A 12,861-nucleotide genomic window follows, 5' to 3' on the forward strand; every position below is an offset into this window, starting at 1 on the left:
GCTGAACGATCGAAGGCCCCGTCGGGACACCGGCGGGGCCTTCGACGTCCCCGGCCCGCGGTCACCCGCACGGGGGGGCCGCCCGTTCGCGACGAGCGGCCTTCCCCACGGCGGCGGGATGATTGACTCGACAGGTGCTCGTCGGGTCGAGCCTGTACCCGTTCCCCCGTCCTGGTCGCGGCACATGAGGAAACGCGCGGATGAGACTCGTGATCGTCGTGCTGGCCGCACTGCTCGTGGTGGTCGGTGCCGTCGTCGTGCCCGCGGGGCGGGCGGAGGCGGCGGAGGCGGTCGCTCCCTCGTCCTGCGGCGTGGCGGAGCTGGCTCCCGTGCTCACGGGGGACGACGTCCGGCCGCGCTCCGCCGCCGCCCTGGTCCCCATCGTGATGCTGCACGGGTGGCTGGGCACGGCGACCCACGACGCCGACCGCACGGGGGCCTTCTCCCACCTCGTCGACATGGTGTCGTCCGAGTCGGCGACCGCTCCGCTCGACGCTCCCGAGCCGTCCCTCCTCGGGCGGCTGCAGCAGATCGACGGCGTCGCGGTCTACACCTTCGACTACCGCCGGCTCGCCGCGCGCTGGGTCACCGACCCGGGGATCAGCGATGCGCTCGCCTCCTCGATCGCGTGCCTCGTCTCCGCGACCGGGCACCGCGCCGTCGTCGTCGCGCACTCGATGGGCGGCCTCGCGGCACGTCAGGCGTTGAGCGGCGCGGTCGACGGCACCGCCGTCGCCTCGATGGTCTCGTCCGTCCTCACCTTCGGCACCCCGAACACGGGATCCGATGTCGCGGAGCGCCTCGGACGGATGGTCGACGACTCCGGTCAGGTCAGCCCCGCGGTGATCGCGGGACTGGACCCGCAGAGTCGGCTGAGCGTCTCGGCGATGCTCGCCTCCTGCGGGGACGCCGTCTCGGAGGACGCCGAGCACGCGGGGGAGTGCACGGGAGTGCCGATGATCGACGCCCTCGCCTCGGCGGCGGGCAAGGGTCTGCGGACGGGATCGACCGAGCTCGGCTCCCTGCCGCCCTGGCCCGCCGGCGTGCACGTGACGGCGCTGGTGGGCGACATCCAGGTGACCGCCGCGGTGGCGCTCGGCCTCGCCAGCGCCCCGGTCGACCTCGGCGACATCATGGTCGCGACCGGATCGGCGACGGCCGGAGTCGACGACTACGTGGTCTCGACCTGCCGCTACACGTACCTCGCCGCAGCCGACGTGCCGTCCCTCGTCGCCGAGCTCTCGCCGTTCGCGCGGCTCGGCGACGCCCTGCGCTTCGCGAAGCTCGTGGTCGACGTCGACGCGAGCCCGTGCCACCACGCGCGGCTGACCCGGAACGTCGACCTCGTCGAGCACGCCACCGCCGTCGTGTCGGACGTCGTCGCGGGCGCGCTGTCCGCTCCGCACGCCTCTCGAGCGCAGACCGCGGCGAGGGCGCTCCCGGCGGCGGAGGAGTCCCGGAGGCGGTCCTCGTGACAGGGTGGCGGCCGCCACGAGGAGACATCATGTCGCGTCAGTTGACGGACGTCTGTCGGGAAGCATACGGTCGGACCGGCCCATGGGGAGGCCGCCTGGGGGACAGGCAGCGCGGCCCGCGCGGCACCCGAGCCGCATGCGCGGGCCGCGCCCGTCTCCGATCTCCTCTCACGTTCCGCGCTCCGTCCGGGTACGCTCGGCTGCAGCAGATGCCGGAGGAACCTCCGTGCATCCCGGCGCCGGAGGCCTGATGAGCGACGACCCCCTCGACGCGGAGGAGTCGGCGCGTCCTCCGCGCCTGACCCGCGATCAGGTCCGCACCCGCCTGCTGGACGCCGCTCTGGCGGTCGTCCGCGCCGAGGGCCTGCGCGTCGGAGTCGCTCACCTGCCCCTCGAGGACGTCATCCGCTCGGCGGGCGTGCCGCGCAGCACCGTGTACCGGATCTGGCCCACCCGCCAGTCCTTCTACGACGAGCTGATCGCCGCGATCCCGGAGCGGGTCCTCGCCACCCGGCTCGATCAGCCGTCCCTGCGGGCCGGGAACGCCCACCTCCACCGGAGCCTCGACCCGGAGCCCACCCCGGCGCAGCGCCGCGAGGCTCTGATCGCCTCCGTCCGGATCGCCGTGGACGCGAACGTCGACAACGTCTTCTCGGCGCAGCACTGGCGCAACTTCATCGCTCTCGCCGGCGCGGTCGACTCGCACGAGGAGCCGGCGCGGTCCGCCATCGGCTCCGCTCTGCGCGCCCGTCAGCTGCACTTCATCGACAACATGGCGAAGTACTACGAGCACACCCTCGCCGAGGCGGGGCTCCGGCTGCGCCCGGGCCGCGGCTCCGCCGCTCTCGCCTCCGCCGTCTCGGCCCTGGTCGAGGGGCTGTGCGTCGCGCGCATCGCGGCACCGGAACTGGTCACCGGCCCGCTCGACCCGGCCGATCCCGACGGGCCGTCGCTGGCGGTGGTGTCGGTGCTGCTGCTGATCGACGGGTTCACCGAACCGGACGAGTGATCCGGGCGGCGGATCCGCTCAGTCCTCCGCGACCGGCTCCAGCATCCCGTCGACGATCGAGCGGATCGTCCAGGCCGCGAGGGTCCACTCGACCGGCTCGCCGTCGAGGCCGGGGGCGGTCACCGGAGCGTCGAGGTCGTCGTCGAGGAGCCGGCCGCGGTGCGCGAGCCCGTCGACCACGATCGCGGTGAGGTGGGCGAGCTGGAGCGTCGTGAATCCCGGGCGCATCGTGCCGCCGAAGACCGCCAGCGTCTCCTCGTAGAAGTCGCGCATCCGGCGAGTGAGCATGACCTCGATCCGCTTCGCCGTGGCGCGCACCGCGGCGCGCGCAGGCCCCTCCTCCATCGAGAAGGTGCAGGCGAGCAGCGCGTTGTAGGACGACCAGTCGGCGGAGCGGCGCAGCGACTCGGCGTTCGCCCGCGCGCCGATGCGGATGGTCTCCCAGGCGACCCGCCGACGGCCGGCGGCGGTGGAGAGGAGCTCGGCGGAGCGGTCGTAGACCTCGCGCATCTCCTGCTGGGCCTCGGGATCGGAGCCCTCCGCGTACCGGTCCCGCACGAAGACCTCCCCGATGAGGTCGGCCACGAACTCCTCGCGGGTGCTCCAGATGCGGTAGACGGAGCTGCGCGGCACCCCGGCCAGACGGATGTACTCCTCCATGGGCAGGTGCGCGAAGCTCACCGTGAGGCCGTGGTTCGAGACGACGTCGCGCGCCGTGGCGATCATCCGGCTGCGGACCTGCTCCGCAGGGATCCTCCGGGCCCGCCGGGAGCCCTCTGCGCTGTCGTCCATGGAGAGGGACATTAGCCCCAGACGGCGCCGCGGGGGGTCCTCCACGCGCTCCGTGAGCCGATCCGGAGCGCTCTGTCGGCGTCCTCACACTGAGACGGAATGTCCCGTCGCGTGCGCGACGTCGCAGCGGCCCGCTACGGTGCAGCCGGGGCGGACCCGAACCTGCCCCTGCTAGGGGATCCCCGTGACCGGATTCGATCGGTTCACGCTGGCCGTCGTGGACGGACCAGCGATCGAGCGCGCCGCGCTTCAGGCGCTGCTCGCACAGCTGCTGCCGCAGTTCTCGCACGACGAGGAGGGCGTCGACCGCATCGCGGTCCTCGACCTCGACGGCGTGCCCGGCGAGGAGGTGGCAGACACTCTCGAGCGCGCGGCGGCCCGGACCGTCGGACTCGTCGTCCTCTCCTCCTCCGACTCCCTGGAGCCGGTGCGGGCGGTGCTGCGACGGGAGAGAGCGGCCTACGTCTGGAAGGGCGACGACCCGAGCGAGCTCGCCGCGGCGGTCGTCTCGGTCGCCTCCGGCCGCACCTGGATCTCGGACACGGCCCGACACCGGCTCGTGCACGGGCGCGAGGAGCGCCGCCCGGTGCTGAGCCCGCAGGAGAGCCGCGTGATGCGCGCCTACGGAGCGGGTGCCGCGGTCCGCACCGTCGCGGTCGACCTCAGCGTCGCCGAGCACACCGTCCGCACCTACATCAAGCGGATCCGCGCCAAGTACCTCGAGACCGGCGTCACGCTCGACTCACGGGTCGACTTCTACCGCCACCTCGGTGACCACGACGTCGCGATCCGCCGCGGCGGAGACCGGGTGCGGGCCGGCGCGCAGCAGGCGGTCGGCGACGTGGTCGGCGATCGCCGAGCCTGAGGCGAGCAGGATCGCGTTCCCGCTGGTGCGCCCCTCGACGAACGCGGTCGATCCGACCGCTGCGGTGACCGGGAGCAGCCCGCGGACGACCCCGCGCAGGCGTTCCAGCCTCCGGTGGTCGGCGTCGTCGGCGACGTTGACCGCGAGGAGCCCGTCGGCGCCGACCCGGGCGGCGAGCGGAGCGAGGACGGACGCGCGGTAGAACGCCTCGGGGATCTCGTCCCCGTCGTACACGTCGAGCACGACGAGGTCGGCGCTCCAGGGCGGCAGGGGCCCTGCGGCGTCGGCCGTGAGAAGCCGGACGCGCGCGCCGCGGGGGAGCGGGGCGTGCTCGAGCACGAACTCCACGAGTCCCGCCGCGCTCTCGACCGCGAGCTGCTCGGAGCCCGGCCGGGTCGCGTCGACGTAGCGGGCCAGGGCCAGGGCGCCGGCTCCGAGGTGCAGCACGCGCAGCGGCTCGCCGGGAGGGGCGGCGGCGTCGACCACCGCGCCGAGGCGCGCGAGGTACTCGAGGTGCAGGGCACGGGGATCGCCCGGATCGATCAGCGACTGCTCCGCGCCGTCGACCGTGAGCAGCAGCGCCTCCGGCCGCACCGGATCCGGCCCCAGCACGGCCCTGCGGCCTCCCGGCAGCACGAGGGACGGAGGCATCCCGTCACGCTAGCGCTCCTCGCGCGAGCCGCCCCGCCGCCGCTACGGTGACAGGCATGGCCGCCCTGATCCTGCTCGACGTCGACGGCGTCCTGAACCCCTCCGTCCGCAGCGATCGCGCCTCGGGCTCGCACCGCCTGGAGCTCGAGCCGGAGCGGGAGGCGCTCGTGGCCCGGCTGGCCGCGGTCGGCACGATCGTCTGGGCCACCACCTGGCCGCCGCGCTTGACGCGGGTCCTCGCGCAGGACCTCGGACTGCCGGCCGGCACGGACGCGATCGTCTTCGACGGGGGCCTTCCGCGCGACCCGCGATTCCCGGGCCGGACGGGCAAGCTCCAGCCCGTCGCGGTGTGGCTGGAGGCGGCCGCCGAGCGCGGCCCGATCGACGCCGTGGTGTGGATCGACGACAACCTCCACGAGGACGCCTACGACTGGGCGCGCGAGCAGAGCACCCCCTTCCACCTGGTGCGTCCGGAGTCGGCGACGGGCCTCACGAGCGAGGAGGTCGACGGCGCCGAGCGCTTCCTGGCCGGACTCCCGGCGTCACACGGCGACATGCGGGAATAGGGCCGCCCCCTCCACTGGTTATCGTCACTCCGGGCGGTTCCGCCGAGCAGCGGTCCGCCCCGGGACGACCCGTCCCCTCGTCGATCCCCGCGCCGCATCCGGCGCAGCGGGACCGCCACGACTCCGTGATGCACCGAAGGACAACACCGTGACCCTCTCCGCCCGCACCTCCCTGCGCGTCCTGGTCGGCGCGACCGCCGCCGCCGCCGCCCTGGTCCTCGCTGGCTGCGCGCCCGCCTCGACCGACGACGTGGTCTCCGGCTCGAGCGGCGAGGGCACCGCCTCCGCGAGCTCCGGCCTGACCCTGGCCGAGGTGGAGGACTCGGGGAAGCTCACCATCGGCACCGAGGGCACCTACCCGCCCTTCTCCTTCCACGCCGACGGCGGGACCGGAGCTCTCACCGGCTACGACGTCGACGTGATCACCGCCGTGGCCGAGAAGCTGGGCGTCGAGCCCGACTTCCAGGAGACGCAGTGGGACGCGATGTTCGCGGGCCTGGACGGAGCGCGCTTCGACGTGATCGCGAACCAGGTCTCGATCAACGACGAGCGCGAGGCGAAGTACGACTTCTCGGAGCCGTACTCGGTCAGCCCCGGCGTCGTGATCGTCCCCTCGAGCGACACCTCGATCACCGACCTCGCCGGCCTCTCCGGCAAGACCACCGCGCAGTCGCTCTCGAGCAACTGGTACACCGTCGCGCAGGAGAACGGCGCCGAGGTCGAGGGTGTCGAGGGCTGGGCGCAGGCCATCGCCCTCGTCGAGCAGGGACGCGTCGACGCGACCGTGAACGACCGCCTCACCTGGCTCGACTGGTCCACGACCTACCCCGACCAGGCCGCGGGCCTCAAGGTCGCCGTCACCACCGACGACACCTCCGAGAGCGCCTTCACCTTCCCGAAGGGCTCGGACGACCTCGTCGAGGCCGTCGACTCCGCCCTCGACGAGCTGCGCGAGGACGGCACCCTCGCCTCCATCTCCGAGCGCTACTTCGGAGCCGACGTCTCCCAGTAGTCCGGCACCGAGACGGCTCCTCCCCTCCCGGGAGGGGCCGTCTCGTGCGTGAGCGGCGCCGACGCGGGGCGCGGCGGAGCGGCTCAGGCCGCGGGTCCGCCCGCAAGAGCGCCCGCCCCGGCGCGAAGCGTGCCAGCATTCCCGAGGAGGCGGACACGATCCGCCCCGACGCCACCACCCGATCGAGCCGACCGCGGATCCTCCCGCGAAGGCGGGAGAACACAATGGACCTCGTCCTCCGGTCGTTCTGGCCGATCCTCTCCGGGGGCATCGTCGGGACGATCCCGCTCGCGCTGGCGAGCTTCGCCATCGGGCTCGTGCTCGCGCTCGCGGTCGCCCTGATGCGGCTCTCGCGCGTGCGGATCCTCTCGTGGATCGCGCGCGCCTACATCTCCGTCATCCGGGGCACGCCGCTCCTGGTACAGCTGTTCGTGATCTTCTACGGCCTGCCGAGCCTCGGACTGAAGATCGACCCCTGGCCCAGCGCCACCATCGCGTTCGCCCTCAACGTGGGCGGCTACGCGGCGGAGGTCATCCGCGCGGCGATCCTCAGCGTCCCGAAGGGGCAGTGGGAGGCGGCGCACACGATCGGGATGAGCCGCTCGCTCTCGCTGCGGCGCATCATCCTGCCGCAGGCCGCGCGCGTCTCCGTCCCGCCCCTGTCGAACACCTTCATCTCGCTGGTGAAGGACACCTCGCTGGCCTCCCTCATCCTGGTGACCGAGCTCTTCCGGCAGGCGCAGAAGATCGCCACCGCGTCGAGCGAGTTCATGCTCCTCTACCTCGAGGCCGCTCTGATCTACTGGCTCATCTGCCTGGTGCTCTCCAGCGGCCAGGGCCTGCTCGAGAAGCGATTGGACCGCTATGTCGCCCGCTGACACCCCGACCGACGCCCGGCCCGTGCTCACGGCCCGCGGACTCCGGAAGTCGTTCGGCGGGGTGGAGGTGCTGCGCGGCATCGACCTGGAGGTCCGCCGCGGCGAGGTCGTCGCCCTGATCGGGCCGTCCGGCTCGGGCAAGACCACCGTCCTGCGCTCGCTGAACAGTCTCGAGGTGCCGGACGGCGGGGTGGTCGAGCTCGCCGACGGCAGCGTCCTCGACTTCGACCGCGGCGTCGGCCGGAAGGCGCTGACCAAGCTGCGCGACCACTCCGCGATGGTCTTCCAGCACTTCAACCTCTTCCCGCACCTGACGGTCCTCCAGAACGTGACGGAGGGGCCGCTGCGGGTGCAGCGCCGTCCCGCGTCCGAGGTGGTCCCGGAGGCGGAGCGCCTGCTCGAGCGCGTCGGCCTCGGCGGCCGGGGGAGCGCCTACCCCTTCGAGCTCTCCGGTGGTCAGCAGCAGCGCGTGGGCATCGTCCGGGCACTCGCGCTGCGGCCCGATCTGCTCCTCTTCGACGAGCCCACCTCGGCGCTGGACCCGGAGCTGGTCGGCGACGTGCTCTCGCTGATGCGGGAGCTGGCGGGGGAGGGCTGGACCATGCTCGTCGTGACGCACGAGCTCGAGTTCGCCCGGCAGGTGGCCTCGGAGGTCGTCTTCATGGCCGACGGCGTGGTCGTCGAGCGGGGCGCCCCCGCGCAGATCCTCCGGGAGCCGCGCGAGCCGCGCACCCGGCAGTTCCTGCACCGCCTCCTCCACCCGCTCGAGTAGACGATCGGCGCTGTCCCCCATCGACGGGGAGCCGCGCGGCGCACCGGGCGCGGCGGAAGGCGTGCCTATGCTGTCCGGGTGACCTGGAGCAGCGACGCCGAGACCACGCGGATCCCCTCCGCGACCGAGACGTCCGGCGGAACCGGACCCCAGCCGACCCGCGAGTACGTCTGGCCCGAGCCCGTGACCGGCCGGCAGCCGACCGTCGAGCCCGCCGCCCCGGCCGCCGCGGCGTCCGCCCCCAGCGCCCTCGGGCCGGTCGAGGCCGAGCCCGAGCCGCCCCGGCGCTCCGGCAACCGCCTCGCGGGCCTCGCGCTCGCCCTCCTGACGACCGCGGTCTTCGCCGTCCTGTACCTCGTCGCCCTCACCGCGATCCGCCTCCTCGTCGACCGCATCGGCGGCGATCCGGTCGCCCTCGCGCTCGAGGTGGCGCCGACCGCGCTGTTCCTCGCCCCGGTCGCCGCGTTCCTCGTCGGCCTGGCGCTGATCGTGCTCGTCGTGAACCGCGCGGGCTGGTGGGCCTACGTCCTCGGCGGCTTCCTCGTCGCCCTCCTCACGGCTGCGGCCGCGCTGGTCGGCGGCTGGAGCGCCGTCGGACCGCTCGCCCTGCCGATCGACCGCTCCGTCGCGCTCGAGTTCGTCCGCGATCCCGCCGTCCTCGCGGCGGTCCTCGCCGCGGGCGTCCTCGGCCGGGAGGCGAGCGTCTGGGGCGGCGCCGCGATCGCGGGCCGCGCCCGGGGCGTCAAGCGCCGCAACGCCGAGCGCGAAGCGGCCGCGCAGTCGTGACTCCGGAGCGGCAGGGGCAGGGCCGCGGAGCCGGGCTGGGCTACGGCCTCGCGCTGGCCGGCTTCGCCGCGTTCCTCTACCTCGCTCTGGTCGTCTGCGCGTTCGGGGTCCTCAGCCTCCTGCTGGACCAGGACGTCGTGCCCGAGCGCGACGCCGGCCCGCTGCTGGGGCCGGTGTCGGTGGCGGTCTGCGTCGTCGCCGTGCTGGTCGCGATGGTGACCCTCGCCGCCCGTCCCGCCGTCCACCGCGTCCTCGGCCCGTCGCTGCTGACCGGGGTCGTCGTCTACCTGCTCTTCCTCCTCACGGGCGGAGCGCTCTACGGGCTCGGCCGTCAGGAGCCGGGGGAGATCCTCGGCTGGATCCTCGCTCATGCGCCCACTGTCTTCGCGATCGCGACCGGCGTGCTCGCGGCCGCCGTCCAGCTCGTGTTCCTCCTGCTCCTGGCCCGTCGCGACGCCGGCGGCCGCAGCCCCCACTGGGGCTGGGAGGGCGACGAGCGGGAGTGACGGCGGAGCCCCGGCGCGGCTCGTCGCGGCGCCGCGGCATCTCCCAGGGCGAACGCCGCTCGGTTGACCGGCCCCGTCACTCCCCGTAATATTCTTCGGGTGTGCGCTTTGCCGTGCGCTTGTGTCGTGCCTCCGGGTCGATGCGGTCGCCGCACTTCGCTCTACCGGGTCCGTGAGGACCCGCGGGTTCGTCCGATCGGGCGGCCCCCACGGCATACCCCTCACCCTCCCGGTCCCGCTCGCGGGGCCGCGGGGTGCGTCGGGTCCAGATGAACTCGGCCGTTCCCGGAGACGGGAGGGCCGAATGTCGACCATCGATCCGCTGTCACCGTGCAGCATTCAAGGAGCAAAACCAGTGCCAACGATTCAGCAGTTGGTCCGCAAGGGACGCACGCCGAAGGTCACCAAGACCAAGGCGCCCGCCCTGAAGGCCAACCCCCAGCAGCGCGGCGTCTGCACGCGCGTCTACACGACCACGCCCAAGAAGCCGAACTCGGCCCTCCGCAAGGTGGCCCGCGTGAAGCTCTCCAACGGCACCGAGGTCACCGCCTACATCCCCGGCGAGGGCCACAACCTGCAGGAGCACTCGATGGTGCTCGTGCGCGGCGGTCGCGTCAAGGACCTCCCCGGTGTCCGCTACAAGATCGTTCGCGGCGCCCTGGACACCCAGGCCGTCAAGAACCGCAAGCAGGCTCGCAGCCGGTACGGCGCGAAGATGGAGAAGAAGTAATGCCTCGTAAGGGCCCCGCTCCCAAGCGCCCCGTCGTCGCAGACCCCGTCTACGGCGCCCCCATCGTCAGCCAGCTCGTCAACAAGATCCTCCTGGACGGCAAGAAGGGCCTCGCCGAGCGCATCGTCTACGGTGCCCTCGAGGGCGTCGCCGGCAAGAACGGCCAGGACGCGGTCGTCACCCTCAAGAAGGCGCTCGACAACGTCCGCCCGACCCTCGAGGTCCGCAGCCGCCGCGTCGGCGGCTCGACCTACCAGGTCCCGGTCGAGGTCAAGCCCCACCGCGCCAACACCCTCGCGCTCCGCTGGCTCACCAGCTACGCGAAGGCCCGTCGCGAGAAGACGATGACCGAGCGTCTCATGAACGAGATCCTCGACGCGTCGAACGGTCTGGGCGCCGCTGTCAAGCGTCGCGAGGACACCCACAAGATGGCCGAGTCGAACAAGGCCTTCGCGCACTACCGCTGGTAGCGCACCCCGCGGCCGCCTCCGGGCGACCGCGACCACCGGGCCCGCGGCGTCAGCGCTGCGGGCCCGGTCCCGGCGGCGGATCGCCCGATCCCCGCGACCGGGCGACCGCCACCACCAGAATCCCAGCCATTCGGCCATGAACCCGGTGCGCTGGCTCCATCACCTATCGGAGGAACTCCGTGGCACAAGATGTGCTCACCGACCTGAACAAGGTCCGCAACATCGGCATCATGGCCCACATCGATGCCGGCAAGACCACCACCACCGAGCGCATCCTGTTCTACACGGGTATCACGCACAAGATCGGCGAGGTCCACGACGGCGCCGCGACGATGGACTGGATGGCGCAGGAGCAGGAGCGCGGCATCACGATCACGTCCGCCGCGACGACCTGCTTCTGGAACAAGAACCAGATCAACATCATCGACACCCCCGGTCACGTCGACTTCACGGTCGAGGTCGAGCGCTCGCTCCGCGTCCTCGACGGCGCCGTCGCCGTCTTCGACGGCAAGGAGGGCGTCGAGCCCCAGTCCGAGACCGTCTGGCGTCAGGCCGACAAGTACGACGTCCCGCGCATCTGCTTCGTCAACAAGATGGACAAGCTCGGCGCCGACTTCTACTACACGGTCGACACGATCATCAAGCGCCTCGGCGCGAAGCCGCTGGTCATCCAGCTGCCCATCGGCGCGGAGTCCTCCTTCGAGGGCGTCGTCGACCTGGTCGAGATGCGCGCGCTCACGTGGCGCGGCGACTCGAAGGGCGACGTCGCGCTCGGCGCGAAGTACGAGATCGAGGAGATCCCGGCCGATCTGGCCGACAAGGCGGCGGAGTACCGCGAGAAGCTCCTCGAGACCGTCGCGGAGACCTCCGACGAGTTGCTCGAGAAGTACTTCGGCGGTGAGGAGCTCACCGTCGCGGAGATCAAGGGCGCCATCCGCAAGATGACCGTCAACTCCGAGATCTACCCGGTGCTCTGCGGCTCCGCGTTCAAGAACCGCGGCGTCCAGCCGATGCTCGACGCGGTCGTCGACTACCTCCCCTCCCCGCTCGACGTCCCCGCCATCGAGGCGCACGACGTCCGCGACGAGGAGAAGGTCATCATGCGCCACGCGGACTCGACCGAGCCCTTCTCGGCGCTCGCGTTCAAGGTCGCCGTGCACCCGTTCTTCGGCCGCCTGACCTACGTCCGCGTCTACTCGGGCAAGCTCGACTCCGGCGCCCAGGTCATCAACTCGACCAAGGGCAAGAAGGAGCGCATCGGCAAGATCTTCCAGATGCACTCCAACAAGGAGAACCCGGTCGACTCGGTCACCGCCGGCCACATCTACGCCGTCATCGGCCTCAAGGACACCACCACCGGTGACACCCTGAGCGACCCGGCCGCGCAGGTCGTGCTCGAGTCGATGACCTTCCCGGAGCCCGTCATCGAGGTCGCCATCGAGCCCAAGACGAAGGCCGACCAGGAGAAGCTCGGCACCGCGATCCAGAAGCTCGCGGAGGAGGACCCCACCTTCCGCACCGAGCAGAACCAGGAGACCGGTCAGACGGTCATCAAGGGAATGGGCGAGCTGCACCTCGACATCCTGGTGGACCGCATGAAGCGCGAGTTCAACGTCGAGGCCAACGTGGGCAAGCCCCAGGTCGCGTACCGCGAGACGATCCGCCGCACGGTCGAGAAGTACGACTACACCCACAAGAAGCAGACGGGTGGCTCCGGCCAGTTCGCGAAGGTCCAGATCACCATCGAGCCGATGGAGGTCGAGGCCGACAAGACCTACGAGTTCGTCAACGGCGTCACCGGTGGCCGAGTCCCGCGCGAGTACATCCCCTCCGTCGACGCGGGCATCCGCGACGCCATGCAGGTCGGCGTGCTCGCCGGCTACCCCATGGTCGGCGTGAAGGCGACCCTGGTCGACGGAGCGGCGCACGACGTCGACTCCTCCGAGATGGCGTTCAAGATCGCCGGCTCGATCGCGTTCAAGGAGGCCTCGCGCAAGGCGCAGCCGGTCCTCCTCGAGCCGCTCATGGCCGTCGAGGTCCGTACTCCCGAGGAGTACATGGGCGACGTCATCGGCGACATCAACTCGCGTCGCGGGATGATCCAGTCGATGGAGGACGCCACCGGCATCAAGGTCATCCGGGCCAACGTCCCGCTGTCCGAGATGTTCGGCTACATCGGAGACCTGCGCTCGAAGACCTCGGGCCGTGCCGTCTACTCGATGACGTTCGAGACCTACGCCGAGGTCCCCAAGGCCGTGGCCGAGGAGATCGTCCAGAAGAACAAGGGCGAGTAGCTCCGCCCCTGGGCCGTCGCCGTTCCCCGGAACGGCGACGGCCTGGTAGTGTCGT

13 protein-coding genes are annotated in these 12,861 nt (G+C 72.0%); 12 read left to right on the plus strand and 1 reads right to left on the minus strand.

What is annotated here, in order from left to right; all coding sequences use genetic code 11:
- The first annotated feature begins 200 nt into the window (after positions 1-200).
- Together C5D08_RS10565 and C5D08_RS10570 are read left to right on the plus strand one after the other, a co-directional pair.
- Positions 201-1,475 carry a triacylglycerol lipase gene (locus C5D08_RS10565; protein WP_104277005.1) on the plus strand — a complete coding sequence of 425 codons (1,275 nt, stop codon included), beginning with the start codon at positions 201-203 and terminating at the stop codon, positions 1,473-1,475.
- Between the two features lie 250 nt (positions 1,476-1,725).
- Positions 1,726-2,484 (plus strand): TetR/AcrR family transcriptional regulator, encoded by a 759-nt coding sequence (locus C5D08_RS10570; RefSeq protein WP_146082528.1) that lies wholly within the window; start codon positions 1,726-1,728, stop codon positions 2,482-2,484.
- Positions 2,485-2,502: 18 nt separating this feature from the next.
- Here C5D08_RS10570 and C5D08_RS10575 read toward each other — a convergent pair whose 3' ends face one another.
- Positions 2,503-3,276 (minus strand): hypothetical protein, encoded by a 774-nt coding sequence (locus C5D08_RS10575; RefSeq protein ID WP_146086075.1) that lies wholly within the window; start codon positions 3,274-3,276, stop codon positions 2,503-2,505.
- A gap of 184 nt (positions 3,277-3,460) precedes the next feature.
- On the opposite strand from C5D08_RS10575, the gene C5D08_RS10580 reads away from it, so the two are divergent.
- The 10 genes from C5D08_RS10580 (at position 3,461) to fusA (ending at position 12,806) form a co-directional block, all read left to right on the plus strand.
- Positions 3,461-4,141, plus strand: coding sequence for a LuxR C-terminal-related transcriptional regulator (locus C5D08_RS10580; protein WP_104277008.1), 681 nt, complete (start codon positions 3,461-3,463; stop codon positions 4,139-4,141).
- Positions 4,142-4,848: 707 nt separating this feature from the next.
- Positions 4,849-5,358, plus strand: a complete 510-nt coding sequence (locus C5D08_RS10585; RefSeq protein ID WP_104277009.1) for an HAD domain-containing protein — start codon at positions 4,849-4,851, stop codon at positions 5,356-5,358.
- 148 nt (positions 5,359-5,506) lie between these two features.
- On the plus strand, positions 5,507-6,370 hold the full coding sequence (locus C5D08_RS10590; RefSeq protein ID WP_374953945.1) for an amino acid ABC transporter substrate-binding protein: 864 nt from the start codon (positions 5,507-5,509) through the stop codon (positions 6,368-6,370).
- Positions 6,371-6,594: 224 nt separating this feature from the next.
- A complete protein-coding gene (locus C5D08_RS10595; protein WP_104224574.1) occupies positions 6,595-7,248 on the plus strand; it encodes an amino acid ABC transporter permease in 654 nt (217 codons plus the stop codon).
- The gene (locus tag C5D08_RS10600; RefSeq protein WP_104277010.1) at positions 7,235-8,020 is read left to right on the plus strand and encodes an amino acid ABC transporter ATP-binding protein; all 786 of its coding nucleotides are present in this window, start codon (positions 7,235-7,237) and stop codon (positions 8,018-8,020) included. Before C5D08_RS10595 ends, C5D08_RS10600 begins: the two co-directional genes overlap by 14 nt.
- A gap of 78 nt (positions 8,021-8,098) precedes the next feature.
- The gene (locus C5D08_RS10605; protein WP_104277011.1) at positions 8,099-8,806 is read left to right on the plus strand and encodes a hypothetical protein; all 708 of its coding nucleotides are present in this window, start codon (positions 8,099-8,101) and stop codon (positions 8,804-8,806) included.
- Positions 8,803-9,312: a DUF6121 family protein gene (locus tag C5D08_RS10610; protein WP_104277012.1), complete on the plus strand. Its 510-nt coding sequence runs from the start codon at positions 8,803-8,805 to the stop codon at positions 9,310-9,312. The genes C5D08_RS10605 and C5D08_RS10610 overlap by 4 nt, the downstream gene beginning before the upstream one ends.
- Before the next feature lie 355 nt (positions 9,313-9,667).
- Positions 9,668-10,042 carry a 30S ribosomal protein S12 gene (rpsL, locus tag C5D08_RS10615; RefSeq protein WP_011186743.1) on the plus strand — a complete coding sequence of 125 codons (375 nt, stop codon included), beginning with the start codon at positions 9,668-9,670 and terminating at the stop codon, positions 10,040-10,042.
- Complete coding sequence (gene rpsG / locus C5D08_RS10620) at positions 10,042-10,512, plus strand: 30S ribosomal protein S7 (RefSeq protein ID WP_068251443.1); 471 nt, start codon at positions 10,042-10,044, stop codon at positions 10,510-10,512. Before rpsL ends, rpsG begins: the two co-directional genes overlap by 1 nt.
- Before the next feature lie 179 nt (positions 10,513-10,691).
- Positions 10,692-12,806: an elongation factor G gene (gene fusA, locus C5D08_RS10625; RefSeq protein WP_104224571.1), complete on the plus strand. Its 2,115-nt coding sequence runs from the start codon at positions 10,692-10,694 to the stop codon at positions 12,804-12,806.
- Positions 12,807-12,861 lie beyond the last annotated feature (55 nt).

Source organism: Rathayibacter sp. AY1B6 (assembly GCF_002932755.1).
Classification (GTDB): domain Bacteria; phylum Actinomycetota; class Actinomycetes; order Actinomycetales; family Microbacteriaceae; genus Rathayibacter.